General features: G+C 74.8%; 24 protein-coding genes and 1 pseudogene. 14 read left to right on the forward strand and 11 right to left on the reverse strand.

From position 1 onward, the window contains the following. Positions 1–18 precede the first annotated feature (18 nt). The 3 genes from ACFWIC_RS00570 (at position 19) to ACFWIC_RS00580 (ending at position 2,690) form a co-directional block, all read left to right on the forward strand. Positions 19–1,269, forward strand: a complete 1,251-nt coding sequence (locus ACFWIC_RS00570) for a histidine kinase (protein WP_355400608.1) — start codon at positions 19–21, stop codon at positions 1,267–1,269. Then, positions 1,266–2,006, forward strand: a complete 741-nt coding sequence (locus ACFWIC_RS00575) for a response regulator (protein WP_380514580.1) — start codon at positions 1,266–1,268, stop codon at positions 2,004–2,006. The genes ACFWIC_RS00570 and ACFWIC_RS00575 overlap by 4 nt, the downstream gene beginning before the upstream one ends. A gap of 159 nt (positions 2,007–2,165) precedes the next feature. Beyond that, complete coding sequence (locus tag ACFWIC_RS00580; protein ID WP_329885644.1) at positions 2,166–2,690, forward strand: potassium channel family protein; 525 nt, start codon at positions 2,166–2,168, stop codon at positions 2,688–2,690. Between the two features lie 64 nt (positions 2,691–2,754). Here ACFWIC_RS00580 and ACFWIC_RS00585 read toward each other — a convergent pair whose 3' ends face one another. After that, complete coding sequence (locus ACFWIC_RS00585; RefSeq protein ID WP_380364111.1) at positions 2,755–3,126, reverse strand: VOC family protein; 372 nt, start codon at positions 3,124–3,126, stop codon at positions 2,755–2,757. A 104-nt stretch (positions 3,127–3,230) separates the two neighbouring features. Here ACFWIC_RS00585 and ACFWIC_RS00590 point away from each other — a divergent pair, with 104 nt between their 5' ends. Then, on the forward strand, positions 3,231–3,536 hold the full coding sequence (locus tag ACFWIC_RS00590) for a cupin domain-containing protein (RefSeq protein WP_380514583.1): 306 nt from the start codon (positions 3,231–3,233) through the stop codon (positions 3,534–3,536). A 185-nt stretch (positions 3,537–3,721) separates the two neighbouring features. Here the strand turns inward: ACFWIC_RS00590 and ACFWIC_RS00595 are convergent, their stop codons facing one another. The 3 genes from ACFWIC_RS00595 to ACFWIC_RS00605 all read right to left on the reverse strand — a co-directional run bounded on the left by ACFWIC_RS00595 (position 3,722) and on the right by ACFWIC_RS00605 (position 7,889). Further along, positions 3,722–5,269, reverse strand: coding sequence for a protein kinase (locus ACFWIC_RS00595; protein WP_380514585.1), 1,548 nt, complete (start codon positions 5,267–5,269; stop codon positions 3,722–3,724). 557 nt (positions 5,270–5,826) lie between these two features. Beyond that, a complete protein-coding gene (locus ACFWIC_RS00600) occupies positions 5,827–7,188 on the reverse strand; it encodes a hypothetical protein (RefSeq protein WP_380514588.1) in 1,362 nt (453 codons plus the stop codon). Next, on the reverse strand, positions 7,185–7,889 hold the full coding sequence (locus ACFWIC_RS00605; protein ID WP_380357080.1) for an RNA polymerase sigma factor: 705 nt from the start codon (positions 7,887–7,889) through the stop codon (positions 7,185–7,187). Before ACFWIC_RS00605 ends, ACFWIC_RS00600 begins: the two co-directional genes overlap by 4 nt. Positions 7,890–8,479: 590 nt before the next feature. On the opposite strand from ACFWIC_RS00605, the gene ACFWIC_RS00610 reads away from it, so the two are divergent. Beyond that, the gene (locus ACFWIC_RS00610; protein ID WP_380514591.1) at positions 8,480–9,214 is read left to right on the forward strand and encodes a hypothetical protein; all 735 of its coding nucleotides are present in this window, start codon (positions 8,480–8,482) and stop codon (positions 9,212–9,214) included. A gap of 242 nt (positions 9,215–9,456) precedes the next feature. Continuing rightward, a complete protein-coding gene (locus ACFWIC_RS00615; RefSeq protein ID WP_380357074.1) occupies positions 9,457–10,194 on the forward strand; it encodes a tyrosine-protein phosphatase in 738 nt (245 codons plus the stop codon). A 28-nt stretch (positions 10,195–10,222) separates the two neighbouring features. Here the strand turns inward: ACFWIC_RS00615 and ACFWIC_RS00620 are convergent, their stop codons facing one another. Continuing rightward, positions 10,223–10,795, reverse strand: coding sequence for a GNAT family N-acetyltransferase (locus ACFWIC_RS00620; RefSeq protein ID WP_380514594.1), 573 nt, complete (start codon positions 10,793–10,795; stop codon positions 10,223–10,225). A 51-nt stretch (positions 10,796–10,846) separates the two neighbouring features. On the opposite strand from ACFWIC_RS00620, the gene ACFWIC_RS00625 reads away from it, so the two are divergent. The 3 genes from ACFWIC_RS00625 (at position 10,847) to ACFWIC_RS00635 (ending at position 13,026) form a co-directional block, all read left to right on the forward strand. Then, the gene (locus ACFWIC_RS00625) at positions 10,847–11,293 is read left to right on the forward strand and encodes a GNAT family N-acetyltransferase (protein ID WP_355400625.1); all 447 of its coding nucleotides are present in this window, start codon (positions 10,847–10,849) and stop codon (positions 11,291–11,293) included. Between the two features lie 107 nt (positions 11,294–11,400). Continuing rightward, positions 11,401–12,108 (forward strand): class I SAM-dependent methyltransferase, encoded by a 708-nt coding sequence (locus tag ACFWIC_RS00630; RefSeq protein ID WP_329952359.1) that lies wholly within the window; start codon positions 11,401–11,403, stop codon positions 12,106–12,108. A 168-nt stretch (positions 12,109–12,276) separates the two neighbouring features. Then, positions 12,277–13,026, forward strand: coding sequence for a Clp protease N-terminal domain-containing protein (locus ACFWIC_RS00635; protein ID WP_329885653.1), 750 nt, complete (start codon positions 12,277–12,279; stop codon positions 13,024–13,026). A gap of 57 nt (positions 13,027–13,083) precedes the next feature. On the opposite strand, the gene ACFWIC_RS00640 is transcribed toward ACFWIC_RS00635, so the two are convergent. After that, on the reverse strand, positions 13,084–13,575 hold the full coding sequence (locus ACFWIC_RS00640) for an NUDIX hydrolase (protein ID WP_329885654.1): 492 nt from the start codon (positions 13,573–13,575) through the stop codon (positions 13,084–13,086). Between the two features lie 217 nt (positions 13,576–13,792). Next, positions 13,793–14,230, reverse strand: coding sequence for an SRPBCC domain-containing protein (locus tag ACFWIC_RS00645; RefSeq protein WP_329952362.1), 438 nt, complete (start codon positions 14,228–14,230; stop codon positions 13,793–13,795). 139 nt (positions 14,231–14,369) lie between these two features. Here ACFWIC_RS00645 and ACFWIC_RS00650 point away from each other — a divergent pair. Next, a pseudogene (locus ACFWIC_RS00650) lies at positions 14,370–14,597 on the forward strand (STAS domain-containing protein); the annotation flags it as partial. 192 nt (positions 14,598–14,789) lie between these two features. Here ACFWIC_RS00650 and ACFWIC_RS00655 read toward each other — a convergent pair. The 3 genes from ACFWIC_RS00655 to ACFWIC_RS00665 all read right to left on the reverse strand — a co-directional run bounded on the left by ACFWIC_RS00655 (position 14,790) and on the right by ACFWIC_RS00665 (position 16,802). Next, positions 14,790–15,806, reverse strand: a complete 1,017-nt coding sequence (locus ACFWIC_RS00655; RefSeq protein WP_380357063.1) for a sigma-70 family RNA polymerase sigma factor — start codon at positions 15,804–15,806, stop codon at positions 14,790–14,792. Between the two features lie 282 nt (positions 15,807–16,088). Next, a complete protein-coding gene (locus ACFWIC_RS00660) occupies positions 16,089–16,361 on the reverse strand; it encodes a hypothetical protein (protein ID WP_355400633.1) in 273 nt (90 codons plus the stop codon). Between the two features lie 174 nt (positions 16,362–16,535). Further along, a complete protein-coding gene (locus ACFWIC_RS00665) occupies positions 16,536–16,802 on the reverse strand; it encodes a UBP-type zinc finger domain-containing protein (RefSeq protein WP_329952365.1) in 267 nt (88 codons plus the stop codon). A 215-nt stretch (positions 16,803–17,017) separates the two neighbouring features. On the opposite strand from ACFWIC_RS00665, the gene ACFWIC_RS00670 reads away from it, so the two are divergent. Then, positions 17,018–19,600, forward strand: a complete 2,583-nt coding sequence (locus tag ACFWIC_RS00670; protein ID WP_380514601.1) for a lysylphosphatidylglycerol synthase domain-containing protein — start codon at positions 17,018–17,020, stop codon at positions 19,598–19,600. A gap of 86 nt (positions 19,601–19,686) precedes the next feature. Here the strand turns inward: ACFWIC_RS00670 and ACFWIC_RS00675 are convergent, their stop codons facing one another. Continuing rightward, entirely contained in the window at positions 19,687–19,878 is a 192-nt protein-coding gene (locus tag ACFWIC_RS00675; protein ID WP_329885660.1) for a hypothetical protein, read from the reverse strand. Positions 19,879–20,088: 210 nt separating this feature from the next. Between ACFWIC_RS00675 and ACFWIC_RS00680 the strand changes: the two genes are divergently transcribed. From ACFWIC_RS00680 to ACFWIC_RS00690, 3 genes are all read left to right on the forward strand, one after another. Beyond that, the gene (locus ACFWIC_RS00680) at positions 20,089–20,628 is read left to right on the forward strand and encodes a carboxymuconolactone decarboxylase family protein (protein ID WP_380514605.1); all 540 of its coding nucleotides are present in this window, start codon (positions 20,089–20,091) and stop codon (positions 20,626–20,628) included. 138 nt (positions 20,629–20,766) lie between these two features. Next, positions 20,767–21,411 carry a methyltransferase gene (locus ACFWIC_RS00685; protein ID WP_329885662.1) on the forward strand — a complete coding sequence of 215 codons (645 nt, stop codon included), beginning with the start codon at positions 20,767–20,769 and terminating at the stop codon, positions 21,409–21,411. Further along, positions 21,408–21,992, forward strand: coding sequence for a TrmH family RNA methyltransferase (locus tag ACFWIC_RS00690; RefSeq protein WP_329885663.1), 585 nt, complete (start codon positions 21,408–21,410; stop codon positions 21,990–21,992). Before ACFWIC_RS00685 ends, ACFWIC_RS00690 begins: the two co-directional genes overlap by 4 nt. Positions 21,993–21,995: the final 3 nt, after the last annotated feature.

Genomic DNA, 21,995 nt, shown 5'->3' on the forward strand with positions numbered 1-21,995 from the left:
CGTCCTACGCTCGACACCGTGTGGGGAACGCGAGGGATCGGACTCCGGCTGCTGCGGCCCGCGCTCGTGGTGTCCGGGCTCGGCTATCTGCTGCTGGCGGGCGGGGCGGGCGGCCCGGGCCTGCTGGACGCCGTCGACCGGGCGGTGGGCGTGGGCGCGCTGGTGCTGGCCACGGTCGGCGGGCGGTGGCCGTTCGCCGTGGCGCTCGGTCAGTGCGCGCTGATGGCGCCGCTGGTGGCGCACCCCGTCCAGATCGAGGTCAAGGTCGGCGCCGCGGCGGCGTTCTTCGAGCTGGCCGTCCGCCAGTGGGGCCCCCGGGTCGGGTGGGCGGTCGGCGTCCTCCTCGCCGTGCAGCTGGCGCACGCCTGTACGGGGCTGCCCGGCGGCGTGGTGGGCGCGTGCTACCGGGCGGCGGTGGTCGGCGGCGTGCCGGTCCTGCTGGCCGGCTACATCCGCTCGGCCCAGCAGGCCACCCGGGCGGCCCAGGCTCGGGCCCGCGAGGCCGAACGGAACCGGGACCTCGCCGAATGGGGCGCCCGGATGGGCGAACGCGCCGCCATCGCGCGCGAGTTGCACGACATGGTGGCCCACCACCTGGCCTCGACGGTGCTGCGGGTCGGGATCGCCCGGCACGTCCTGCCGTCCGCCGACCCCCGGATGACCGCCGTCCTGGACGACGTGCACGCCTCCGCCACCACCGCGCTGACCGACCTGCGGCGGCTGCTCACCGCGTTGCGCGAGCCCGACGCCGGACAGCTGGCCCCCCTGCTCGCCGACACCGCCAACCTGCCGGCCACCGTGCACGGCGTGGTCGAACGGTCCCGGCAGGCCGGCCTGCGGATCGACGCGGACATCGGCGGGCGGCTCGCGGAGCTGGACGCGCTCGGCGGCCTGACGGTGCTGCGGCTGGTGCAGGAGGGCCTGGCCAACGTCGCCAAACACGCCGGGCCCGCCACCCGGGTACGGTTGCGGGCCACCACGGAGGGCGCCCGGGTGCGGCTGGAGCTGGAGAACGAACTACCGGACGACACGGCGGAGAAGGGGCGGACGGACATGAACGGCGGGCACGGGCTGCTCGGCATGCGCGAGCGGGTGGCGCTGGTCGGCGGGACGATCGAGACCGGACCGGTGCCGGGCGGATGGCGGCTGGCCGCCTCCTGGCCGTTCCCGGAGGGAGCCGGGGCTCCACCGGCACCGTCACCCGTACCGGCACCGTCACCCGTACCGACCCCGGCGGCACCGCCCCGGGTCCGCGGAGGAGCCGCATGACCGGCATCCCGAACGGCCGCCCCGCGGCCACCGGCGCCGCGACCGCCGATCCCGCGCGCCCCGGCCCCACGACCGTCGGCGGCCCCGCGACCATCGGCGTCCTGATCGTCGACGACCAGCAGCTCGTCCGGGCCGGTGTCCGGATGCTCTGCGAGTCCGCCCCCGACCTGACCGTGACCGGTGAGGCCGCCGACGGCGCCCACGCCGTCGACCTGGCCCTGCGGCTCCGGCCGGACGTCGTGCTGATGGACCTGCACATGCCCGGCACCGACGGCATCACGGCCACCCGCGAACTCCATCGCCTGCTCCCCGCCACCCGGGTCGTCGTCCTCACCACCTTCGACGACGACGACCGCCTCTACCCGGCGCTCGCCGCGGGCGCCTGCGGGTTCCTCGCCAAGGACGTCGAACCGGCCGCCGTCCTGGACGCGGTGCGGCGGGCGGCGGTCGGGGAGAGCCCGTACAGCCCCGAGGTGCTGCGCCGGGTGGTGGCCCGGGCCGCCACGGACTGGACCGGCGAGGACGGCCGGCGGCAGCCGGTGGCCCGGTTCACCGGGCGCGAGCACGAGGTGCTGCGGCACATCGCGGGCGGGCTGTCGAACATCGAGATCGCCGAGCGGATGCACCTCGGAGTGACCACGGTGAAGACGCACGTCTCCAACCTGATGGCCAAGACCGGCAGCCCGAACCGGGTCCGGCTGGCGGTACTGGCGATCCGGCAGGGGCTGGCGGGCTGACCCGGACCACGCCCCACGCCCCTCGCGCCACGCCCCCCGCCCCTCGGACGGAGCAGCCCGGCGGGCGGGCACCGGTCGGCGTGCCGCACGCTGGCGGGGATGTCCGCCGACCAGTCTCCACCGCAGCCACCGTCGCAACCGACCCCACGGCAGCCGCCCGTGCAGCCGCCCGGGGACCGCGTCGACCGACGGGCCTGGGGCCTGCTGCTGGGCTCGTTCACCCTGCTGATGATCGGCTACTTCACCCTGCCGCTGCGCACCCTCGGCGACGACCGGCCGGTGCTCAGCTGGTTGGTCTTCGCAGCCGCCCTCGTCCTGCTCTCCGCCCTCCTGCTCGCCAGGATCGCCGACATGCTGCGCGGCACCGGCCACCACCCGGGCGTCTGGCTGGTGTTCCTGATCTGCCTCGCGCTGACCGTCTTCGCCGGCAGCTACTACGTCCTCGCCGCCCATGCCGGCGAGTTCGACGGCCTGAACACCCGGCTCGACGCGCTCTACTTCACGATCGTCACCATGGCGACGGTCGGGTACGGGGACATCACCGCGGAGGGGCAGGGGCCGCGTCTGGTGGTGATCATGCAGATCGTCTACAACTTCGTCTTCCTGGCCGCGGCCGCCGGAGTGCTGAGCAGGCACATCCGCAGCGGCGTCGAACAGCGCGTGCGGCGGCACGGCCCGGGCTGACACCGCCGCGGCCACCCAGGCCCGGGGGCTCACCGCCGACCCGGGGCTCAGCGGCGGCCTGGGCTCAACGGCTCGTGTCGATGACGCAGAACCTGTTGCCGTCCGGGTCCGCCAGGACCACGAAATCCGGGTCCTCCGGGTAGAGGTCCCAGTCCACCCGCTGCGCGCCGAGCCCCACCAGCCGCTCGACCTCGGCCGCCTGGTCCGCCGCGTCGTCGGCGTACAGGTCGAGGTGGACCCGGGGGTGCTCCTGGACGGCCGACTCGCTGCGCCCGAGCGCCACCTGGACACCCGTCCCGCCGGGCGCGACCAGGACCACCCAGCGGTCCCCGACCTCCTCGCCGCCCCGCGGCGCGTACCCCAGGGCCTCGCCCCAGAACGCCGCCGCCCGCCGTACGTCCGCCACTCCGAGCACCACCGAACCGATCTTCAGCATGCGGGTGATTTTGCCAAACGGTCGACCGATCGGGGGCCGGATCCGGCTAGCGTCGAGACATCCACCGACCCGAGGCGAGAGCCTCCACCGGAGAGAGGCATGCCATGAAACCGGTCGACCTGTTCCGCACGGCGTCCGCACTGCCGCAGGCCTGGAGTTCGCGCGCGCTGGGCGACGTGGGGACCGCCCGCGTCAAGGTCCTGCGGATGGACGGGACGGGGGTGGCGGAGGAGGTGCACGATGTCGCCGAGGTGCTGCTGGTCCTCGACGGCCGGTTGGAACTGACCGTCGAGGGCGCCGACCTGTCCGTGCGACCGGGCGAGCTGTGCGTCGTGCCGGCCGGCGCACGCCACACGGTCCGGGAGGGGAGCCTGGGGACGCTCGTCATCGTGGAGTCGACCGCGGCATGACGGCGGGGTGCGCTCCGCCCCCGCCCACCCGTCACGGCCTGCCGACGCCCGCTCCCCGAATCGTCATCGGACGATCACCACGCACCCGGGCCCTGCCGACCACCCCGTGTCGGCCCGTGTGGCCCGGCGCCCCCTCGTGGCGTCGAGGCGGCTCCTGCGGGACTTCGGGGCGAGGTCCCGGCCGGCTAGTCCTCCTCGTCGTCGGCGGTGGCGTTGAGGGAGGTGATCAGGGAGGAGAGCCGGGAGTTCCAGTTCTGGTAGGTCTGACCGTCGATGGCGTGCTTCCGGGCGAGGTCGCGGACGGTCTTCTGGGCGCCCTTCAACTCGCGGACGGCGCTGTCGGTCTGCCCCTCGTTGAGCCGGGCGGTGGCGTCGTCCAGCGTCCGGAGCAGGTCGACCTGACGGCTGCGGTCCTTCTCCACCTGGGTCTGGGCGATGCTCTGGCGCAGGGCGTTGATCTGGACCAGTGGAGCCGGGTTGTGCGGCGCCGGCGTGGTGGGGCGGGCACTGGTGGGCGTGCTGGTGGGTGTCGACGACGGGGTCGGGGTCGCGGTCGGCGTCTGGGTGGGCGCGGTCGGCGTCGGCGTGGTCGCCGTCGCGCTGGCGCTGACGCCGGGTCTGGCACCCGCGGCCGGGGCTCCCGGGTCGTCGAAGGCCGTGAGCGCGATCATCGCGGCGCCGGCGATCCCCACCAGGCCGAGGGCACCGAAGATCAGCGGCTTGCGCCGGTCCTCCTGGACGGGCTCGGGCACCGACCGCGGGGCCGGTACGGGCGCCATGACCGAGGTCGCGGCAGGCGGCCGGGGCGCCGGGGGCTGCGGCGGAAGGAACGCGGTGTGCTGCTGGTCCGCGACCGGGTAGGCCTGCGGCACGGGCACCGCCGCGAGGAGTTCCGTGGTCGGGTCGGCGACCATCAGCCCCGGTATGCAGGAGAGCAGTTCGGCGCGCGCGGAGGCCGCGTCGGCCGGCCGGTCGGCCGGGTTCTTGGCGAGCAGCCGCAGCACGGCGGCGTCCAGCGCGGGCGGCAGGCCCGGCCGCCGGGCCGAGGGCGGCAGCGGCAGTTCGCCGACGTGCTTGTAGGCGATCGCCACCGGCGTCTCGGCGACGAACGGCGGGGCACCGGTGAGCATTTCGGTCAGGACGCAGCCGATCGCGTACAGGTCGGTACGGCCGTCGAGGGGACTGGCGGTGGCCTGCTCGGGCGAGATGTAGGCGGCGGTGCCGAGCACGGAGGCGGCCTGGGTGAGGTTGTGGGAGGAGCCGGCCCGGGCGATCCCGAAGTCGACGACCTTCACCCCGCCGTCGTCCGTGATCATGATGTTGCCGGGCTTGATGTCCCGGTGCACCAGGCCGGCGCCGTGCGCGACGGCCAGGCCCTCGCAGACCGCGGCCGCGATCCCGACCGCCTGCTCGACCGGCAGCCCGGGCCGCTGGGCCAGCAGTGCGGCCAGCGAGCAGCCCTGGACGAGCTCCATCACGATGTACGGCGAGCCCTGGTCGACCCCCGAGTCGAAGACCATGACGATCCTCGGGTGGACCAGCATGGCGGCGTGCTGCGCCTCGCGGCCGAACCGCTCGGCGAACCGCGGGTCGTCGGCGAGGCCCCCGTTGAGGACCTTGACCGCCACCTGGCGGCCCAGCACGTGGTCCACCCCGCGCCAGACGGTGGCCATGCCGCCGACGCCGAGCATCTCGACGAGTTCGTAACGCCCGTTCAGCGCCCGTCCGATCACCTGGAACTCCCCTCACGCGCCCTGTCCGGGGCCCGGACCGCCTCGTTCACCTGTGCACGATAGCCCCCGCGGGCAACGCGCCCGGGCGGCGGCAGCGGCCGGGGAAGTCCGGGAACACGGGGCGGCGGCGGTCCCGGCGGCCCGTCGGAGGGGGGAAGACGGCCGGGGAACCGGGCAGCGGATCCCCGGCCGCCGGCTCGTGGTCGTACCAGGTGACGGTCACGGTCGGGTCCAGGTGCGGAGCTGTGGAGCTGTGGAGCTGAGCAGTCGGCGGTGCGGGGGTGCCGGCCCGCCCTGACTGCGGGCGGGCGGGCCGGCGGGTGTCCGGCCCGGCCGGGCCGGGGGCGCGTCCGGGAGGTGCGCCCGCCGGTCCGGCCGGGGCCGGGCCGGGTGGGCGGCGGGCACGGGGGAGCCGACCGGCCACCCGGAGTCTTCGGGTGGAGCTGGGTACTGCGGCGGAACGGGTCACGCGGGTGGAACGGGTGGTGCCGGGTGGGGCGGTCCGGATGGGCGGCGAGCCCGGGGGGATTCGCTCACCGCCCACCCGGAGTTCTGGGTCACCTCTCGGACGAGGCGTCGTCGGACCGGGTGTCGGACCGGGTGTCGACCTTGTCGTCGGGTCGGCTGTCGGGTCGGCTGTCGGGGTCGGGTGTCGGACGGCCGGTGGCGGACCGGTCGGCCGGCGCGGACGCGGCCGTGGACGGGCCGCCCGGTGCGCCCGTGGACGGCGGGAGCGGTGCGGTCACGGGCGGGGTCACCGCGCCCGCGTCCGCCCTGCCCGTGTCGTTCCCCCCACCGGTACCACCGGCACCACCGTTGCCGCTGCCGCTGCCGCTGCCGGCACTGCCACCGCGACCGTCCCCGGAACCTCCCGAGCCGCCCGAGCCGCCCGAGCGGCCGCCGCGGTCGCGGTCGTCGTCGGAGCCCTTGCCGGATCCGTTCCCGCCGGGCTGCGGACGCGAGGAGGAGTTGCCCCGGCGATCGTCCTCCGACTTCCGGAGCACGTCCGCGCAGTAGGCCTCCACCTTCTCCGGCCCGCCCGCCGCCGCGATGAGCGCGTCGAACTGCGGGTCCTTGACCAGCTGACGCGGCCGCTCGCCCCTGCCCGCCCGGTCCGTGAAGCGCTTGCAGAGGGCGGCCGACACGCCCTGACCCGGCAGGCCCCGGCCCTCCGCGTCCGGCGAGGCCGACGTACCCGGAACCGCAGGACGGCCGGCCCCGGCGGACGGGCCGAAGGCGGTGGGGCCTTCGGACGGGACGCCGGAGGAGGTGCCGGACGACCCCGCGGACGAACCTGCGGACGACCCGGCGGAGGGGGCTGCGGAGGATCCGGCCGACGACCCGGCGGACGGACCTGCGGTGAGCGGCACGGGCGACGGCGTACCGGTCGCCGCTCCGGGCCGCACCGCCGAGGAGGACGACGGGCCCGCGCCGGTCGGCGCGACCGGACTGCGGCGCGGCTCGTCCGCGCCGCCGCCCAGCGCCGACGGCAGGTTGCCCGTGCCCGCCGCGACCGCGACCCCGCCGAGCGCCGTGGCGCCGAGCACGACGGCAGCGGCCTTCGTACTGAAGGCCCTCGTCAGCGCGGCGGTCGCCATCGTTCGTCTCCGGACGGGTGCGGGTACGGCAGGTGCGGCGGGCACTGCCGGAACAGGTGCGAGACGGGCCTCCCGGAACGCGGCCAGGGCCGCGGCCTCCCCGGCCAGTTCACCCTGCGTCGCCGGAGCCGCCGCAGCGGCGAGCACGCGGGCGACCTGCCCCGTCCGCCCGTCCTCGGGCGGCCTGGGGCCGGTGCGCGCGGTTCCGCCGTCCGGTCCGGTGAGCGAGGCGCCCTGCCCGGCCGACGGGCCTCCCACGGCACCGGAGAGCAGCTGCTCGGCGGTGTCACGGTCGATCCGACGGGGTCGGTTGGTGCTCATCTCATGTCCTTCAGCGTCGCGGCCCGGCGTTCTGTCACACCCTGCGGAGAACTTTTTTCGACCGGCGTCCCGGCGCCCTCCCGGACAGCCCTGCCGGTGCCCCCGCCCGTCCGGGCGGCGGGGATCCCCGGTCCGGCCGGCCCCGGCACGAAGGGCTGCTCCAGCAGCTTGGCGAGCCGCCGCAGCCCCCGGTGCGCGGCCATCCGGACGCTGCCCGACCGCTTGCCCAGGACCCGGGCGGCGCTCTCGGCGTCCAGTTCCATCACCACCCGGAGCATCACGGCTTCGGCCTGGTCCCGCGGCAGGCGGGCGATCAGCGCCAGAGCGTCCGAGGTGCCGACCGCGGTGAGGGCCGCACCGGCGGTGTCGTCCCCTGCGGCGAGCTCGGCCAGGTACTCGAACGGCAGGTCCGCGACCGGCCGGCGGCGCCGGGACCGCAGGTGGTCCAGCGCCCGGTTGCGCGCGATGGTGGCGGCCCACCCCCGGAAGCCGTCCCCGTCGCCGGAGAACGAGCGCAGGTCCCGGGCGATCTGCAGCCAGGCCTCGGAGGCGATGTCCTCGGCGTCCTGGGCGCCCTCGGGCCGACCGCCGACCAGCACGCCCAGGTAGCGGAGCAGACCCGGCTGAACGCTCCGGAACAACAGCCGGTAGGCCTCCTCGTCCCCGTCCTGCGCGGCCCGTACGGCCTCGGTCAGATCCACGGGGGAGGTGGCCGCGCGCGCGGGCGGGCCGGGCGGCGGGCCTGACGTCGTCACCGGGACGGACCGGCCGACGTGCCTGTCGGTGCCCGCTCCGGGGCGTTCTGCACTCTGCACCCGCCACATCATGCGCCATCCGGGCGAACAGCCGGCCGTGGCGGAGTCGGACCGTTACGCGGGGCCCGGGGAACGGGCGGGCACGGGTCCGGCGGGCGGTCCGTGACCGCGGCCGGGGATGCCGGTCCGCCGGACCAAGGACAGCCGGCCTTCGGGTCGAAGGTCCTGCCGCCCGCTGGCCTTGGCCCGCAGCGGTCGAAGCGGCCTCCTGCCTATGTTGTCAGTGGACGATCCATTCGGCCGGCCTCTCCCCGGCCCTCGGATCCCGACCTTCGGATCCGGCCTCCGAACCCGGCGGCCGGCCCCGGCCGCCCGCTTCGGGCGGCCCGAGTCCGGCAGCCCTCCCCGGCCGCCGAGCCCCGCCTCCCCGGCCGCCGAGCCCTGCCTCCCCGCTGCGGCCCCCGCCGGAGTCCCGGCCCCTTCCGCCTCCCCACCGGCACCACCCGCCCGCCCGACACGACCGTTCAGGACCCGCCATGACGACCGCCCACAAGCTCTACGAGCGCGGGCTGCGCGACCACCTCGCCCCCGCCCTCCGCCTCCTCGGTCTCACCGGACGGCTCCGGACCTTCAGCCTCCCCGACGAGACCCACTGGGCGCTGCTCGGCCTGGTCGAGCAGCGGACCGAGGACCGGCTCCGCTACACCTTCGACCTGAGCCTGGTCGGCCGCGCCGACTGGGCCGGGGCCGCCTTCCCCGGCCCGCGTCCGGACCCGCGCGCCGTCTACGGCATCGAGGTCTGGCGGGCCCGGATCGGCGAGCTGATGCCGGTCGGCGAGGACGTCTGGTGGGAGGTGCTGCCCGGGCCGCGCTGGCGGGTCGCGCTGGACGACTCGGTGGCCGCCGTCCGGCACTACGGCCTTCCCGAGCTGCGCCGCCGTGCCGAGCGCGACCGGGGCGGCGAAGTCGGCGAGACCTACCTCTCCCCCGCCGAACTGGAGCAGGTCAACGCGACCCTGCTGACGGTCGCGGTCGCCCGGATCCAGCGCGCCGAGCTGGTCGACAAGGCACTCGTGCTCACGGGCGCGTGGACGAGGGCAGACGCGGCCGCCCGGACCGTCCTGCGGGGCGTCGCCCGGGGGTTCCTCTCGGCGGAGGACGAGCGCTTCCGCACCGTCCGCTGCCAGGACACGCTCGGGCGGCCGCTCTGGGACTTCGGCCCGGGCCTCGACCGGGGCACGGGCGGCGACGGGCGCCACCCGGAGCGGTGAGCCGACTCCCGCGCCGGTGAACAGCCCCGAAGGCAGCCTGCCGGTCGGCGCGGAGCCTCCGTCCGACCGCGGGGACCCGTCCCGCCGTCCCGTACTCCGGCCCGTCACTCTCGTCGATCACACCCCATCTGACGCACCATCAGGCATACGATCGTCCGAACATCAGAGGAACCATCCGGACCCCCTGAGAGTCCATAGATAACGAGGGGGTAACGAGCCCCCGTTCGGGAAACGGGGAGCCAATGAGCCGGGCACACGCGCAGACCACCACCGAGGACCGCACCCTGGTCTGGGACGGCTGCCTCAACGTCCGCGACCTGGGCGGCCTCCGCACCACGACCGGCGCCCGCACCACCCGCCGCTCGATCACCCGGGCCGACAACCTGGACCGGCTCACCGCCGAGGGCTGGGACGCCCTCCTCGACCACGGCGTCCGCACCGTCGTCGACCTGCGCAACATCGAGGAGTACAAACCGCTCCTCCCGCTCCCGGAGGGCGTCGAGCTGATCCGCGTACCGCTGGACGAACTCGCCGGCCCCGCCTGGTGGGAGGCGTACGGACACCTCGACGGCACCCCCCTGGCGCTGCGCCCCTACCTGGACCACTGCCCGCACGCCGCAGCCGAGTTGATCACCACGATCGCCGGCGCCCGCCCCGGCGGCCTCGTCGTGCACTGCGGCGCCGGCCGCGACCGGACCGGCTTGGCCGCCCTGCTGCTGCTCGCCCTGGCCGGCGTCGAGCCCGCCGAGATCGTCACCGACTACCTGCTGAGCGCGCCCAACGTCCGCCCGCTGTACGGCATGCTCGGCCTCCCGGACCAGTACCGCCGCATCGACGCGGTGCTCGCCGAAGCCGGCACCACCGCCGAGGACGCCCTGCACGCCACTCTCGACGACTTCGACCCCGTGCCGTACCTGCTGGCCGCAGGCGTCGACCCGTCCGACCTCACCGCCGCCCGGGACCGTCTGATCACCATCTGAATCTGACGCCCCGCCATCCCGGCCTGCTCTACCAGAGCTTGTCGATCTCACCGGGGTAGAGGCCGATCCGGGCACCGGCGAAGTCCGCCCGGTGCCGCCGGGCGCGCCCGGTCAGGAACGCCGCCATGGTCAGCTTGTCGAACCCCTCCCGATCGCTCGGGAAGGGCCGCTCGACCGTCCCGCCGACCAGCACCGCACCCGGGAGCAGCTCCCAGCCCGCCCCCTCGTAGAAGGTCCGGAGCTCCCGGTCGCAGGTGAAGAGCCCGAGATCCGCGCCGCTCTCCTCGATCGCCGCGCGGGCCGCGACCACCAGCCGCCGCCCGTACCCGCGACCCCGCAGGGCCCGGTCGGTGACCACCGCGCTCAGCCCGCTCGCCGCGTACGTCCGACCGGCGTGGTCCAGCGACTTGGAGAGCACGTCGAGCGCGGCCACCACCCGGTCGCCGTCCAGCAGCAGCATCGACCGCGGACGCAACACCGGGTCGTGCACCGGCTCGGCCGACGGGCCGGGCGGCCCGAGCCAGACCTGGTCCTGCAACTCGGCCACCTGGAGCTTCAGTTCGCGAGGCACCTCGGCCTCCGCCAGAGTGACCGTCCGCATCACCGCTCCTCCGATCGACCGGCCCGGACGCCGCTCTGGCAGACTCCGGGCGTGATTCTCCGCACCGCGACCCGCCAGGACCTGCCCGCCGTCATCGCCCTCCTCGTCGACGAGGAGGGCGTGACCGACCCTGCCGAGGTCCGGGTCGACGAAGCCTACGCCCGCGCCTTCGCGGAGGTGGACGCCGACGCCCGCAACGAGATGCTGGTGCTCGACGAGGGCGACGGCACGGTGATCGGCTACCTCCAGCTGACCTACATCCCCGGCCTCGGCCGGGGCGGCGCGGAACGCGCACTGATCGAGGGCGTCCGGGTGCGGGCCGACCGGCGGGGTGCGGGCCTCGGACACGAGCTGTTGACCGAGGCGGTCGCCCGGGCCCGCGCGCGCGGCTGCACCCTCGTCCAGCTGACCAGCGACAAGCGCCGCACCGGGGCGCACCGGTTCTATGCCTCGCTCGGCTTCGAACGCAGCCACGACGGGTTCAAGCTGGCCCTCTGAGCGGCGAGTTGCGCCCCTCGCGCCCCGTCGCCGAGCCATGACCGGGTCCGCGACCGGCCCCGATAATCGTTCGCGGCCGACCGGCGCCGCCGACGATACTGCCCGACATGGTGCACTTCTCCGACTTCGACACCCGCAACTACCCCACCGTGGACGTCAGGACCGGCTACGCCCAGTGGGTGGCCACGTACGAGCAGACCGTCGAGGACGCGATGGACCTCGCCGTACTCGACCGCCTCACCACTCCGGCCTGGCCGGAGGTCGGCCGCGCGGCCGACCTCGGCTGCGGCACCGGCCGCACGGGCGCCTGGCTGCGCGCCCGGGCCACGGACGGCCTGGTGCTCGACGGGGTGGACCTCACCCCCGAGATGCTCGCGGCGGCCCGGGAGCGGGGCGCCCACGACAGCCTCACCGAGGGCGACGTCGCCGCCACCGGCCTGGCGGAGGGCGGGTACGACCTGGTCATCTCCTCGCTGATCGACGAGCACCTCGCCGACCTCGGCCCGTACTACCGCGAGGCCTGGCGGCTGGCCCGTCCGGGCGGCCGCTGCGTGCTGGTGGGCCTGCACCCGTACTTCATCATGGCGGCCGGCATGCCGACCCACTTCACCGGTGAGGGAGGCGCCGACATCGCCATCACCACCCACGTCCACCTGGTGTCGGACCACCTCACCGCCGGCCTGGCGGCCGGCTGGACGCTGGTCGAGATGGCGGAGGCGGTCGTGGACGACGAGTGGATCGCGCTCAAGCCGAAGTGGGAGAAGTACCGCAGCCACCCGGTCTCGGCGGCGTACGTCTGGGAGAAGCGGGCCTGAGTCCCGGCGGAACCGGCGGGCGGGCAACCGGGGCACACGGGCCGAGCAAGGTAGGTAGGCAGGTAGGACAGGTAGGCAGGCAGGTCGGGGAGACGGTCGGAGGACACAACTCGCAGGATCGTCAACCATCGGTTGACGATCCTGCAACGACAACCTAAGGTTGACGCTATGGAGAATCCGATCGTTCCCAAGACCACTCCGCTGCGTCTCGACGACCTGATCGACGCGATCAAGAAGATCCACACCGACGCGCTCGACCAGCTCGCCGACGCGGTCATCGCCGCCGACCACCTCGACGAGCTGGCCGACCACCTCATCGGCCACTTCGTCGACCAGGCCCGTCGCTCCGGGGCCTCCTGGACCGACATCGGCCACAGCATGGGCGTCAGCAAGCAGGCCGCCCAGAAGCGCTTCGTCCCCAAGGACCCGGCGACCCCCGCCGACCTCGACCCGAGCCAGGGATTCGGCCGGTTCACCGACCGGGCCCGCAAGGTCGTGATGGCGTCCCAGGAGGAGGCCCGTCGGGCCGGCAACGCCGAGATCGGTGCCGGACACCTGCTGCTCGGCCTGCTCGCCGAACCGGACGGCCTGGCCGTCCGGGCCCTCGCCGGCCAGGGCATCACCCCGGAGGCCGTCCGGACCGCGACGGCGGCGGTGCTGCCGGCCGCCGCCGCCGAGGTGCCGGCGCTCATCCCGTACGACGCCCAGGGCAAGAAGGCGCTGGAACTGACGTTCCGCGAAGCGCTGAAGCTCGGTCACAACTACGTCGGCACCGAGCACATCCTGCTGGCGCTGCTGGAGCTGGAGAACGGCGCCGGCGTGCTCAACGACCTCGGTGTCGGGAAGCCGGAGACCGAGGCCTTCATCACCGACCTCCTCGCCGCGTTCATCGCGTCGAGCGCCACCGACCAGGGGTGACCGGAGCGTTCCGGGGCCCCGGGACGGGCGGGGCCCCGGAACCCCCGGTGCGCGGACTCAGAATCCCGACACGTGGGTGGTGATGATCCGCACGCGCCCGTCGGCCGCCGCCTCCACCGCCGCGCGAAGGCGCAACGACCGCGCCGGACCGAGCAGTTCGAGCGCCTCCTCGTCGTCGGCCCAGCGGTGGTCGTCCAGTTCACCGGCCGGGACGGTCACGGGGGTGCCGTCCGGGACGGTGCCGAAGTCGAAGAGGAAGTGCTGGGCCGGGTGGTCGAGTTCGTCCGATGCGTGGGTCCAGGAGATGGCCAGCAGGTCACCGGCCCGGCGGACGATCCCGGTCTCCTCCTCCAGCTCACGGGCCGCGCACTCGACCGGCCCCTCACCGAGGTCGATCGTCCCGCCCGGGAACTGCCAGTACTCCCGGTACCCGGCCTTGACGATCAGGATCCGCCCGGACTCGTCCCGCAGGACGCACCCCGCCGCCGCGTAGATCCGGGGCAGTGACGCCAACCACTCTTCACGGGACTTCAACGGCTCGGCCGCCACGGCGGACCTCCTCCGGCTCAGGGGACGACTGCGCCCACTCTGCCATCCCGCCCCGCCGCAGGCAGCCTCAGACCGTCACGGGCGTTCGCGGACGCGGTCGGAGACGAGGCCGGCGGGAGCGGCCGGCAGGCGTGGCCGGCGGGAGCGGGCCTCGGGGGTCCGCGGTGGCCCGCCGTGGCCCGCCGTGGCCCGCCGTGGCCCGGAGCGCCGTTGCGGGTCAGCTCCGGGCCGCGAGGTGCTCCACCAGGCGGTCGAAGCTGGAGTTGAGACCCGCCTCGGCCTCCGGGCCGAGGTACATCTCCGGGACGTCGCGCTGCTGCATGACCACCTTGGTGCGGCCCTCGCCCAGGTCGACGAAGGTGAGGCTGCCCGTCATCCCGATGCCGTCCTCGACGAACTCCAACAGCTCGCCCTCCCGGATCGCCGTGATCGTGCCCCGGACCGGGTAGCGGTCGCCCGTCTCCTCGATCACCATCGTGCTGTCGAACCGCCCGCCGACCTTCGGCTCGATGGTCACGGTGTCCAGCGGCACGTGGGTGCCGACCGGACCCCAGAAGCGGACGAACTGCTCGGGCTCGACGTACGCCCGGAAGACGTCCGCCGGGGTGGCGGGCAGCTCGCGGATGATGGTCAGCTCGCCCAGGTTCTCGCTCATGTCGTTTCCTCTGCTGTGTTCCGCCGCGTTGTGCGGCTCGGTGTCGCGCTCTCGAAGGGGTAGACCGGACCACCGCACGGAACTCATCGCTCCTCGGCGAACTTCTTCGAGAATTTTCGGGAATCCTCCCGACCGGCCGATGAGCCGGGAGCGCAGCACCGGTCTCACCTACGTGAACACCCGACCCAGCACCGGACCCACGGCCGGACCGACCCCCACGCGCCAGGTCACCTGTGACCTCGGCGCCCTGCCCGCCCCCGACCTCGCCGTCGTCGACGCCCTCGCCCGGCTCCGGCTCGCCGCCGCCCGGCAGGGCGTCGGTCTGTCCCTGCGGAACGCGAGCGGCCCTCTGCGGGAACTGCTCGCGTTCAGCGGGCTGGCCGCCGTCCTCCCCACCCAGGCACCTACCGACGCCCCCGGGACCACGGAGGCCGCGGAGGCCGCGGAGGCCGCGACCGCCACGGCCCCGCCCGGCGACCTCCCGTTCCTGGTCCCCGACCGGCTGCCCGGCCCGATCCCCGAACCGCAGCCCGGGCAGCTGACGGATCTGCCGCCGTGGCTACCGCCCGATCTCCCCGCCGATCTCCTGGCCGATCTCCTGACCGGCCTCCAGCCGGGGCGGCAGGCCGAACAGCGGGAAGAGCGTGTCGGTGTCGAGGAAGTTGGTGAGCCCCGCGATCCGGCCCGCTGAAACGTCCAGCACGATCAGTGCCCACGGCTCGTGGCCGCCCTCCGGGCTCGGCCGGTACTGCCCGAAGGCCGGGCTGCCGTTGGCCACCACCGGCACCAGCCGGGAGCCCCGGCAGCCGTGGCCCGGGCCGAGCATCCACTCGCGGATGTCCGTGTGCCCGGTCAGCCACAGCGCGTACGGCGGCATGTTGAGCGTGACGTCCTCGTGCAGCAGCGCGGCCAGCCCGTCCATGTCGTAGGCCTCGAAGGCGCTGACGTACCGGGCGAGCAGCGCGCGGTGGTCCTCGTCCAGCACGGGCGCCGGGCGGGCGGCGGCGGTGTCGGCGGCGAGGGTGGCGCGCGCCCGCTGGAGCGCGCTGTTCACCGAAGCGACGGTCACGCCGAGCAGTTCGGCGACCTCGCCGGCCTTCCAGGCGAGCACCTCGCGCAGGATCAGCACCGCCCGCTGGCGGGGCGCCAGCCGCTGGAGCACGGCGACGAAGGCCAGCCGCACCGACTCCCGCTGGGCGGCCACCTCGGCCGGGTCCCCGGTCTCGGGCACCACCCGGCCGTCCGGCGCCGGGCCGATCCAGGTGACCTCGGGCAGCTGGGCATCGGTCGCGGTGGCCACGGTGGACGGGCCGGCCAGGTCCATCGGACGGGCCCGGCCGTTGCGGCCGTTCAGCGCGTCGAAGCAGACGTTGGTGGCGATCCGGTACAGCCACGACCGCAGGGCCGCCCGGCCCTCGAAACCCCGGTACCCGCGCCAGGCCCGGACCATGGTCTCCTGCACCGCGTCCTCGGCCTCGAAGACGGAGCCGAGCATGCGGTAGCAGTATCCGGTCAACTCCGTCCGGTGCCGCTCCAGCTGGAGCTCGACCGGCTCCTCCGTCATCAGGTCGGCCATCGCCCTGCCCCCGTCCCACACCGTTTCCGGCCCTGCCGGTGATCGGCACGAACGTATCGCAGACCACCGACACCGGCCGTCGCGACCGGGGCGTCGACGGCTCCGGCCTCGCCGACGCTTCGGTCGCCCACCCCGAACGGACGGCGGCGGGGCGGGAGCCGTCGTGCGGCTCCCGCCCCGGTGGAGGACGGAACGGCCGACGAACCGACGCACGGTCCGCATCCGGCCGGCCCGTGACCGGCGCGCGCGGCCGAACGCGATCAGCGCGCGATCAGTGCGCGATCAGTGCGCCGAGTGCTTCTCGGCCCCACGGTGCCGGTGGCCCTTGAGCTCGGCGTGCTGCGCGGGTGCGGATTGCACGGACCCCGTCCGGATGTCCCGGCCGCCGTGCCGGAAGGCCGCGTCACCTCCGTACGCGCCGCCGGCTCCCGCCGCGGCGCCGGTGCGCGGGCTCGGTGGGGACGTCATCGGGGTCGTCGCCATGCCCCGGCGTTCCAGCAGCTCCTGGGTTCCCCTGCGGAGCTTGTCGGTGCTGCCCGGTGTTCGCTTGGTCATCGTCGGCCTCCCATCGGCGGTGGCCGGCCGGGTGTCGGCCGGAGGGACCGCACGGGCGTTATGTCCCGATTGTGGCCGAGTTACACCTGGGAGTCCGTTCCGGTGTCCGGGCGGGGAACCGTCGGCACCGCCCCCCGGCGGCGGACCCTGAACCGCACACCCCGCACCACCGCCTCAGCCCATCACCTCGTGGACGTAGCACCAACGCCAGTCCTCACCCGGCTCGTACGAGCGGATCACCGGGTGGGAACTGTTGTGGAAGTGCGAGGTGGCGTGGCGCTGCGGCGAGAAGTCGCAGCAGCCGATGTGGCCGCAGTCCAGGCAGACCCGCAGATGCACCCAGTCCCGACGGCCCTCGGCGAGACAGTCGGAGCAGCCGTCCGCGGGCGGGAGGGGCGCGATGTCCCGGGGTGCGGCGGCGAGGTCTTCGCAGGCACTCATGGACGCAGAGTAGTGACGACCGCCCCGGACCGCGCCCCGAGACACGCTGCACTCCGCACCCGCCCCGCCCCGCCCCGCCGCAGACCGCCCCGGACACGGACACGGACCGCCGGCCGGTCCGCCACCCACCCGACCCCGCCTCCCACACCGGACCACGCCCGGCACCCCCGCCCGGCGGCCGACCCCGGCGTGGGAGCATGCCAACCGTGGCGGACGTGACGGGGAGAACGAACAGCGACACCGGTGGCACCCCCACCGCCGAGGGGCCCGACCAGGCGCCGACGAGCAGCGCCGGGGCCCCGCCCGACCTTCCGGGCATCGCGGGCACCGGCCGGGTCCGGCAGCCCGTGGCGCTGATCCGTCTGCTCGTCGGCCTGGGCGCGATCACCCTCACCCTCCTGCTCGCCGACTACGCCCGCGCGACCACCGGCGGCATCGCCGCCGACGTCGCCCAGGTCGCCGAGCTGGTACCGCCCCCGCTCGCCGGCATCGCCGCCGGACTCACCACCGCCGCCCTCCTGCTGGTCCCCGCCTACTCGGCGACCCGGCGGCTGCTCGGTGCGGTGCCCGACCGCCGGCACGTCCTCCAGCACCTCGCCGACGGTCTGCTGGCCGCCGTCCTCGCGTACGGCGTCTCGCTCGTCATCGATCTCTGGATCGACGGCCCCGCCCCGTTCTCCCTGGTCTCCGCGCTGACCCAGCCCCTGCCCGGCGACGCCCTCGCCCGCACCGAACCGGTGTACGGCTACCTCGCTCCCGTCCTCGCCTTCCTCACCGCGTCCGGAGCGCGCGAACGACGGGTGCCCCGAGCCGTCCTCACCCTCTCCGGACTCGCCGGGCTCGCCGGCGGCTTCGCCACCCCGATCGCCCTGCTGCTCGGACTGCTGATCGGCTGGACGGCCGCCCACGGCACCCGCTACGCCGTCGGCACCCCGGACCCCCGGCCCCGGCCGGCGCAGCTCCTGCACACCCTGCGCGAGGCGGGCCTGCGCCCGGTCGCCGCCGTCCCGGCCGGCCCCGACCGCTACCTCGTCCACCAGGAGGCCGGCCGCCCCGACCTCGACGTCCAGGTGCTCGACCGGCAGGCGGTCACCGCCGCCCTGGTGCAACGGGCCTGGCGCCGGCTGCGCCTGCGCACCGCCCCGCACCCGCGGGCGCTGCGCTCGCTCCGCACCGGCCTGGAACACGAGGCACTGGTCTCGTACGCGGCCGTCGCCGCCGGGGTCCGCACCTGCCGGATCGCCGCCACCGCCGAACTCGGCCGGGACACCGCACTCGTCGCGTACGAGCGTCTGCCCGGCCGCACCCTCGACCTGCTCGCCGACGACGAGGTCACCGACGCGCTGCTCGTCGACGCCTGGCGCCAGCTCGCCCTGCTCCAGCGGCGCGAGATCTCCCACCGGGCGCTGGTCCCGTCCGCGCTGCTGGTCGACGGGGCCGGCTCGGTGCACCTGGTGGACTTCGCGGACGGCGACATCGCGGCGAGCGACCTCGTCCTGCGCTGTGACATCGCCCAGCTGCTCACCACCCTCGCACTGCGCACCGGCGCCGAACGCTCGGTCCGGGCCGCGGTCGCGGTACTCGGCCCGGACGCGGTCGGCGCGGCCCTCCCGCTGCTGCAACCGATCGCCCTGTCCCGCAGCACCCGGCACGCCCTCAAGCAGTCCTCCGCCCTCGCCGACTGCACACCGGCCCCGGCGGCCGTCCCGCCCCAGCGCCCCGCGCCGGACACAGCGGGCACGCCCGGCGCGCCCGACACGGACGGCACGCCCGCCGCGGCGACGCCTCCCGACCTGCTCGACGCCATCCGCACCGAGGTGCTCCGCACCCGGCCGCAGGCACCGGTCCGCCCGGTCAGGCTGGAGCGGCTGCGTCCCCGCACCCTCCTCGCGGTCGGCGGCGGTGTGGTGGCCGGCTGGCTGCTGCTGCCCCAGTTCTTCGCCACCGAACAGAACCCGATCGCCGCCGTCGTCGATGCCGATCCGCTCTGGCTCGTCCTCGCCCTGCTCGCCGCGGCCGCCAGCCACGTCATGTCGGCGATGGGGTTCGTCGGCTTCGTCCCGGAGCAGCTGGACTTCCGCAACGCGGTGCTCGCCCAGGTCGCCGGCTCGTTCGTGAAGCTGGTCTCCCCCGGCGGGGTGGGCGGCGTCGCCCTGAACATCCGCTTCCTCCAACGGGCCGGCATCCCGACCCCCCAGGCGGTGTCCAGCGTCGGCGTGGGCCAGCTCCTCGGCCTGGTGCTGCACCTGCTGCAGCTGGGCGCCTTCGTCTACCTGCTGGGGCTGGAACCCGGCGGCTCCGAGCTGGACGCCCTGCCCGCCGTGGTCGGCGGCCTCGTCGGGGCGGCCGTGCTGCTGGCCGGGGTGTCCACCGTGCCGCCGGCCCGGCGGTGGCTGGCCGCCAGGCTGCGTCCGCTGACCGCCGAGGTCCTGCCCCGGCTGCTGGAGCTGCTCCGCAACCCGGGGCGGCTGGCGGTCGGGATCACCGGCCAGCTGCTGGTCTCGATCTCGCTGGTCGCCTGCCTGTACTGCTGTGCCCGGGCGGTCGGGCGGGAGCCGGCCTTCGCCTCGGTCGCGGTGGTGTTCCTGATCGGCAACGCGGCCGGCAGCGCGGCGCCGACCCCGGGCGGGGCCGGCGTCGTGGACAGTGCGCTGGTGGCGCTGCTGGAGCACACCGCGTCGATGGAGGAGGGCGGGGCACTGGCCGCCGTCGCGCTCTACCGGCTGCTCACCCTCGTCCTGCCGGTGCTGCCCGGCTGGGCCGCGTTCACCTGGCTGCAGCGCCGCCGGGCCCTGTAGCACCGACCGCCGGGCCCGGCCGTCCCTGACCTCCGACCGGCGCCGGCCCGGCTTCCGGGCGCCCCGGCGCGCGCTCCGGCGAGCGGCTACTCCCGGTACTCGTCCTCGTCGAGCTGTACCACCCGGCTCTGCTCGGCGACGTCCGCGACGTCGGTGGCCGGGTCCGCGCCGAGTGCCCGGCGCTCCGCGAGCTCGTCGTACTCGTCCTCCTCCACCTCTTCGTCCGGCTCCACGGCCTCGGCGACCTCGTCCAGGTAGTCCTCGTGGTTCTGCGGCATGACGTCCGTCCTCGCTGCTCGGAGGCTCCCTCGGGTCCGGTGGGGGTACTGGAAGTATCCGCCGCCGGGCGCCCGGGCGCGACGCGCCGCCCGCCGACCGGCGTACGTCCGCGGCCGCTGCGGGCCCGCCCGGCGGTGGCAGATTGACCCGCGAAAGGGACCAGTAAATGCACCATGAACGGGGTTCACTCGCTCCCTAGGCTCATCGCCATGACGACGAACACGACCACGAACGCCGCGCAGACCCGGACCCAGGACCAGCCCCAGGACCAGGTCCGGACCCGGACCCGGGCCCACGAGGAACACCCGCCTGCCGGCCGCCTCGACTACGCCCGCACCGTCCCCAAGGTCTTCCGCGCGATGATCGCCCTGGACGCCGCCGCCCGGGAGGGCCTCGACCCGGCCCTGGTCGAGCTGGTCCAGGTCCGCTCCTCCCAGCTCAACGGCTGCGCCTACTGCCTCGACATGCACATCAAGGACGCCCGCAAGGCCGGTGAGAGCGACGAGCGGATCTACCTGCTCCCGGTCTGGCACGAGGCCCCGGAGGGTGTCTACAGCGACCGCGAGCGCGCCGCCCTGGCGCTGGCCGAGGAGATCACCCACATCGGCGGCGTCTCCGACACGGTGTACGGGCGGGCCGCCGCACTGTTCGAGGAGAAGGAACTCGCCCAGCTCATCTCGCTCTGCTTCACGATCAACGCCTGGAACCGGATCAACGTGGCCACCCGCAAGGCCCCGGGCACCCGGTAGCCGCCGGCCGCGCCACCGGCGCCCCCGCCCTCGGGGAGAACGGGTCACAGGCCGCCGGGGGTACGATCGGTGCCGTACCAGCAGGGCTTACCCACACCTCCCGGTGGCCCCGAGGCCCATACGAACGACGGGGAAATCATGTCCGGCTCGCACTACTTCACCGGTGCACCCGAGGTCGCCAGCGAACGCCGCCCGATCACGGTCACCCTGCCGGACCTCACCCTGGAACTGACCACCGACGCGGGCGTCTTCTCCCGCACTCGGCTGGACCCGGGCACCCGGATCCTGCTGGAGCACGCGCCCCCGCCCCGGGTGCGCGGCCCGATCCTGGACATCGGCTGCGGCTACGGCCCGATCGCCCTGACCTGGGCCAGCCGGCGCAAACGGCTGCCGGTCTGGGCGGTCGACGTCAACACCCGCGCGCTGGAGCTGGTCCGGTTGAACGCCGAGGCGCTGCGGCTGGGCAACGTGCAGGCCGCACTGCCCGAGGAGGTCCCCGCCGACCAGCGGTTCGCGGCGATCTACTCCAACCCGCCGATCCGGATCGGCAAGACCGCGCTGCGCAGCCTGCTGGAGCAGTGGATCGGCCGGCTGACCCCGGACGGCTCGGCGTTCCTGGTGGTCCAGAAGCACCTGGGCTCGGACTCTCTGCAGCAGTGGCTGAACGACCAGGGCTACCCGACCACCCGCGTCACGTCGGTGAACGGGTTCCGGATTCTTGAAGCGCGGCCCCGCCCGACGGCGGGCGAGGGCCCCGAGAGTGGACGAGGTACGACGTCGTGAAGCAGCTCCGCGGGACCGAACTGAAGCGGCTGCACCGCCAGTGGCGGCGTGGCAACGAGTTCCGGCTCGCGATGATCCTCGAAAACCTGCAGTCGCCGTTCAACGTCGGCTCGATCGTGCGGACCGCCTCCGCGATGGGTGCGGAGAAGCTGTACCTCACCGGCGACACCCCGTCGGTGCGGTCGGCGGGTGCGCAGAAGGCCGCGATGGGTACCGACAAGTACCTGAAGGTCGAGTACTTCCCGACGATCGCCGAGGCCGTGGCCGCGGCGAAGGGCGACGGCTTCAAGGTCGTCGGGCTGGAGCTGGCGGACGAGGCGGTGCCGATGTTCGCCGCCGAGCTGACCCCGGCGGTCGCCTTCGTGCTGGGCCACGAGGACCGCGGTGTGACGGCGGACGCGCTGGCGCTCTGCGACCAGGTGGTGTTCGTGCCGCAGCTGGGCCGGGTCGGCTCGCTGAACGTCTCCGCCGCCGCGACGGTCGCCTGCTACGAGGCGCGCCGCCAGGGGTACGCGATCACCGGAGCCCCGGACGGCTCCGACGCGGGCGGTCCCGACGAGGGCGACCTCGGCGACGACTGACCG

Origin of the sequence: Kitasatospora sp. NPDC127035 (assembly GCF_042726075.1) — a bacterium.
Lineage (GTDB): Bacteria > Actinomycetota > Actinomycetes > Streptomycetales > Streptomycetaceae > Kitasatospora.

Bases quoted from the DNA above. Each gene is read 5' to 3' on its own strand.
- ACFWIC_RS00575 (WP_380514580.1), top strand. From the start codon at position 1,266: ATGACCGGCATCCCGAACGGCCGCCCCGCGGCCACCGGCGCCGCGACC.
- ACFWIC_RS00585 (WP_380364111.1), bottom strand. From the start codon at position 3,126: ATGCTGAAGATCGGTTCGGTGGTGCTCGGAGTGGCGGACGTACGGCGG.
- ACFWIC_RS00590 (WP_380514583.1), top strand. From the start codon at position 3,231: ATGAAACCGGTCGACCTGTTCCGCACGGCGTCCGCACTGCCGCAGGCC.
- ACFWIC_RS00600 (WP_380514588.1), bottom strand. From the start codon at position 7,188: ATGAGCACCAACCGACCCCGTCGGATCGACCGTGACACCGCCGAGCAG.
- ACFWIC_RS00610 (WP_380514591.1), top strand. From the start codon at position 8,480: ATGACGACCGCCCACAAGCTCTACGAGCGCGGGCTGCGCGACCACCTC.
- ACFWIC_RS00615 (WP_380357074.1), top strand. From the start codon at position 9,457: ATGAGCCGGGCACACGCGCAGACCACCACCGAGGACCGCACCCTGGTC.
- ACFWIC_RS00620 (WP_380514594.1), bottom strand. From the start codon at position 10,795: ATGCGGACGGTCACTCTGGCGGAGGCCGAGGTGCCTCGCGAACTGAAG.
- ACFWIC_RS00630 (WP_329952359.1), top strand. From the start codon at position 11,401: ATGGTGCACTTCTCCGACTTCGACACCCGCAACTACCCCACCGTGGAC.
- ACFWIC_RS00635 (WP_329885653.1), top strand. From the start codon at position 12,277: ATGGAGAATCCGATCGTTCCCAAGACCACTCCGCTGCGTCTCGACGAC.
- ACFWIC_RS00645 (WP_329952362.1), bottom strand. From the start codon at position 14,230: ATGAGCGAGAACCTGGGCGAGCTGACCATCATCCGCGAGCTGCCCGCC.
- ACFWIC_RS00655 (WP_380357063.1), bottom strand. From the start codon at position 15,806: ATGGCCGACCTGATGACGGAGGAGCCGGTCGAGCTCCAGCTGGAGCGG.
- ACFWIC_RS00660 (WP_355400633.1), bottom strand. From the start codon at position 16,361: ATGACCAAGCGAACACCGGGCAGCACCGACAAGCTCCGCAGGGGAACC.
- ACFWIC_RS00665 (WP_329952365.1), bottom strand. From the start codon at position 16,802: ATGAGTGCCTGCGAAGACCTCGCCGCCGCACCCCGGGACATCGCGCCC.
- ACFWIC_RS00675 (WP_329885660.1), bottom strand. From the start codon at position 19,878: ATGCCGCAGAACCACGAGGACTACCTGGACGAGGTCGCCGAGGCCGTG.
- ACFWIC_RS00680 (WP_380514605.1), top strand. From the start codon at position 20,089: ATGACGACGAACACGACCACGAACGCCGCGCAGACCCGGACCCAGGAC.
- ACFWIC_RS00685 (WP_329885662.1), top strand. From the start codon at position 20,767: ATGTCCGGCTCGCACTACTTCACCGGTGCACCCGAGGTCGCCAGCGAA.